This window comes from Endozoicomonas sp. (assembly GCF_031844845.1).
Taxonomy (GTDB): Bacteria; Pseudomonadota; Gammaproteobacteria; order Pseudomonadales; family Endozoicomonadaceae; genus Endozoicomonas.
Window position 1 is genome coordinate 1 of record NZ_JAVRMB020000277.1, and the last position, 3,750, is coordinate 3,750.

General features: G+C 43.9%; 4 protein-coding genes and 1 pseudogene. All 5 read left to right on the forward strand.

Annotated elements, in window-relative coordinates; translation table 11 throughout:
- The first annotated feature begins 460 nt into the window (after positions 1-460).
- The gene (locus RM811_RS14715; protein ID WP_402525681.1) at positions 461-2,044 is read left to right on the forward strand and encodes a hypothetical protein; all 1,584 of its coding nucleotides are present in this window, start codon (positions 461-463) and stop codon (positions 2,042-2,044) included.
- Positions 2,045-2,523: 479 nt separating this feature from the next.
- Positions 2,524-2,748, forward strand: a complete 225-nt coding sequence (locus RM811_RS14720) for a hypothetical protein (RefSeq protein WP_402525683.1) — start codon at positions 2,524-2,526, stop codon at positions 2,746-2,748.
- A gap of 230 nt (positions 2,749-2,978) precedes the next feature.
- Positions 2,979-3,245, forward strand: a complete 267-nt coding sequence (locus RM811_RS14725) for a hypothetical protein (protein ID WP_402525685.1) — start codon at positions 2,979-2,981, stop codon at positions 3,243-3,245.
- A gap of 47 nt (positions 3,246-3,292) precedes the next feature.
- Positions 3,293-3,544: a hypothetical protein gene (locus tag RM811_RS14730; protein ID WP_402525688.1), complete on the forward strand. Its 252-nt coding sequence runs from the start codon at positions 3,293-3,295 to the stop codon at positions 3,542-3,544.
- Positions 3,544-3,750, forward strand: a pseudogene (locus tag RM811_RS14735) (transposase); the annotation flags it as partial. The gene RM811_RS14730 and the pseudogene RM811_RS14735, both read left to right, overlap by 1 nt.

A 3,750-nucleotide genomic window follows, 5' to 3' on the forward strand; every position in this document is an offset into this window, starting at 1 on the left:
ACTGAGGTCAGCTAAGTCATCCTGAGTCTTAACCTGGCCAACGATTTGATCAACCAGTTTTTCATCTAATTCAACGCTCATTGTTATTCTCCTCTTTGGAGGTTTAACGACAAACGTTTACACAATTTTAATTACAGCCTCTTTTAAAATTGTGGCTGTCCTATTTCTTTGTGCGATTTCTTTGGCTGTCCTATTTCTTAGTTTTTAAGAATCCCCTGCCAGTGAGTATTCAGTGTTGCTGTGTAGTCCGTTACTGCGCGATCCAGACAGATAGAGTTCCTAGAGTCAAAGCCCACATGGTGTTCAGCATTATAGTGATGCTTTCCGCAGGGTGGGTGAGGTATTGGGCCGGGAACTAATTTTATTTTAAACGGTCAATCTCATGGTCAGTAATGGCCAGCAAGTGTTTCCCCGGGCAAAGGGGGCGGTGAGTGAATAATAGTTGAGGAGCTATATTTGGATGATAATAAATAATATGAACACAAATGCGATTCATTCTTCCCTACAGGATGTTGATCAGTCAGGTTGGACGAAAGAGCTAGCTGAACCAGTAACGTACTTGTCAGCTAGGAATAAGGGGCAATGGTCTGAGAGCCCGTTGCTCATCAATCGTAAATGTGACAAGTCGAAGTCAAAAAAGAGTCTATGGAAAAAAATCGATCACTGGCTGGCCCGCTCACAAGGCCGACAAGGCTCAGGTAGTTCGCATATCATCAGCAATAATAGTACTTCTGTTCCTATAGTGGTGTCGCATTTCATAAATAATGACGGTGCAACGGTGATGGTGGATGCGGAAACTGGTAGCAAGATCTCAATTGTAAATTACCTTGAGCCGGGTTTATTTCATGCGAGAACTGATGTGACTGATCCTGAAGGTCTTGACCATCTTACAGTATTTTATACTGCACAATGGAATGTGCTAGCAGTTCCCGCTCTTTCTACGACACCGGTAACAACGGCAGTGTCACAGACTATGCCCCTCGAGGATCAGCGTCATCAGACACCAGAAACCAGCTCAAAAGTGTGCGAGTCAGAAAAAATTAACTGCGCTACATCCCTTACGGTTCAGGGGGTTCAGGAAATATCGGGAATTGCTGGGAATGTGCTGCCAGCAATAGACCTCCCCATTGGCGAACAGATGGCTCAACAGATTGGGGCTTTGCAACTTATTGAAACGGTAGGTAACAACCGTGAAACATTGGATGATTATATCAAGGGGTTGGGAGATAAATATCTTAAACTTGAAATGGGTTGCTGTACTCATGTTAAATACGACATGGAAAGTGGTCTTTACTCATATCATTCACCGATGACCTATTATAGCCAGCCTTCGGATTCTGCAGGTACTTCGATGAGAGAAGGTGTTTTATCTGCCCAGGTGAGACGTTATTTCGGTACGCTAGGTATGACCTCAGTTGGGTCTTGTGTAAATTCTCCTCTCAGCGTGAACAACAAATGGGATGAAGAGTTTAGAGATGGAGATATGGTTACGTTAAGAACGTATCAGGTTTTGGATATCCACGCAGAGCGAATGCAGTCTGTTCTGAATACTATAAAAAGAGCCGTTGAGGATAACGGACTACCGGAAAAAGTAGGATCTTTGGCGGTGAAGGTTGCCGTGGCTGATGGCTATCGGTGTAGTTTTGTGCTCAAGGTAAAAAAAGCCCGGGGAGGCTTCAGCTATTCCAGGGAGAACGATCCCGACCATTTAGTAACATCATCTAATCTTTTGACGATCACCTTTAATAAAAAAAGTGATTTGGATGAATTGTATGTATTTGGTCAATTTCGTAAACCTATTCCTTCAGGAAAAACGCTGCAGGATCTTGAGGATAGCGGACAGATTAGTCTTAAGCTGGAATCGGGGTGTGCCGAGGATGATCAGTGTTTAATTATGGGCCGAGTCAGGCAGCAGTCGGTTCAGCATCAGGACTGTATTGACAAGGGTGCAAAATATGTCTCCAGCAAAAGTTATTGCTTTGAGGGCGGGGATTGGACGTTTGTAGGCAATATCGAGCCGGAGTACCCTGACCAAAATAGATAAAACTTCAGAATCGCTGGTTTCAGTCACCATTATGTGTAGAACCAGTTTGAACTTGAATGGTGCCTGAAACCTTTCTGTGGCTTATAGTGTGTCCCAGTTGTTTCCGTGTATCACTATTCATCATCTACTCCTGTCAATTCTGGTTTGAATTTGTATATTAGTAGAAAATTAATGTCACCCTCAACTGACGGGTTAACATGTGCGGGGGTTAACACTTGTTTACACGAATTGGTTTCGCATAAGCAATGTCGGCGTAAATCCTTTGCAGTCCAATGTTACAAAGGGTACGATTTTAAGCCAATGATGGAATAACTAACGATCACTTACTTTCCATCAGTTTAAATCCTCAGAAGAACCGGCCCTGACGCCGGTTTTTTTATGTCCAGGGAAGGACGGTATCCTGAAAATGCAGGAGCAATTTTCAGGGTGTTCTCATTATCAAAAGTCCTCCCAACCTACACCACTATAAAAAGAGAGCCATGTATCACTATTCCGAGTCATCCAAACGGCATTTGGCCAGTTGTGATGAACGGCTTCAGCGTGTCTTCAATAAAGTCATTGAACATTACGACTGCACCATCATTTGTGGCCACCGGGGCAAAGTTGCCCAGATGCTGGCCTTTGAAGGTGGCAAGTCTGAAGTGCAATGGCCCAACAGCAAACACAATTCAAAGCCCAGCAAAAAAAGAATAGGACATCCATAAAAAAGAATAGGACATCAAAAGAATAGGACATCCATATACTTGACTCCCCAAAAAGAAAGAATAGGACATCCATATACTTGACTCCCCAAGAGACTGAACCAAAAGAATAGGACATCCATATACTCAAAAAAGAAAAGAATAGGAAAAAAATAGGACATCCATATACTTGACTCCCCAAGAGACTGAACTATTTTTCTCCTGTGCTGATTTCATTCCTGACAGGAGAACCCATGACCAACCCCAGGAAAAGTCTGATCGATACAGCAAGTACACATTACTATCACTGCATCGCTCGCTGTGTTCGCCGGGCGTGGCTCTGTGGTCCGGATGATTTTTCGGGAAAAAACTATGAGCATCGCAGGCAGTGGGTGATCGAGCGTCTCCAGTTGTTGGTGAATACCTTTGCTATTGAGGTCTGTGCCTACGCTATTATGTCCAATCATTATCATCTGGTGCTGCACATCAATACTGCTGAAGAAAAGAATAGAAAAGAATAGGACATCCATATTCTTGACTCCCCAAGCGACTGAGCTATTTTTCTCCTGTGCTGATTTCATTCCTGACAGGAGAACCCACGACCAGCCCCAGGAAAAGTCTGATCGATACAGCAAGTACACATTACTATCACTGCATCGCTCGCTGTGTTCGCCAGGCATGGCTCTGTGGTCAGGATGATTTTTCGGGAAAAAACTATGAGCATCGCAGCCAGTGGGTGACCGAGCGTCTTCAGTTGTTGGTGAATACCTTTGCTATTGAGGTCTGTGCCTACGCCATTATGTCCAGTCATATCATCTAGTGCTGCACATCAATACTGCTGAAGTAAAGCAATGGTGCGACCGTGAGGTTTTAAAACGATGGTCGCAATTATTCAATGGGTCAATGCTGGTTCAGCGTTATCTTAAAAATGAAAAGCTGAGTGAAGCAGAGCAACTCCAGATTAATGAATATGCGCAAAAGTACCGGGAGCGATTGCAGGATATCAGCTGGTTTATGCGCTGCCTG

Excerpts from the sequence above, each read along its gene's own strand:
- RM811_RS14715 (WP_402525681.1), top strand. The coding sequence starts at position 461 with ATGATAATAAATAATATGAACACAAATGCGATTCATTCTTCCCTACAG.
- RM811_RS14720 (WP_402525683.1), top strand. The coding sequence starts at position 2,524 with ATGTATCACTATTCCGAGTCATCCAAACGGCATTTGGCCAGTTGTGAT.
- RM811_RS14725 (WP_402525685.1), top strand. The coding sequence starts at position 2,979 with ATGACCAACCCCAGGAAAAGTCTGATCGATACAGCAAGTACACATTAC.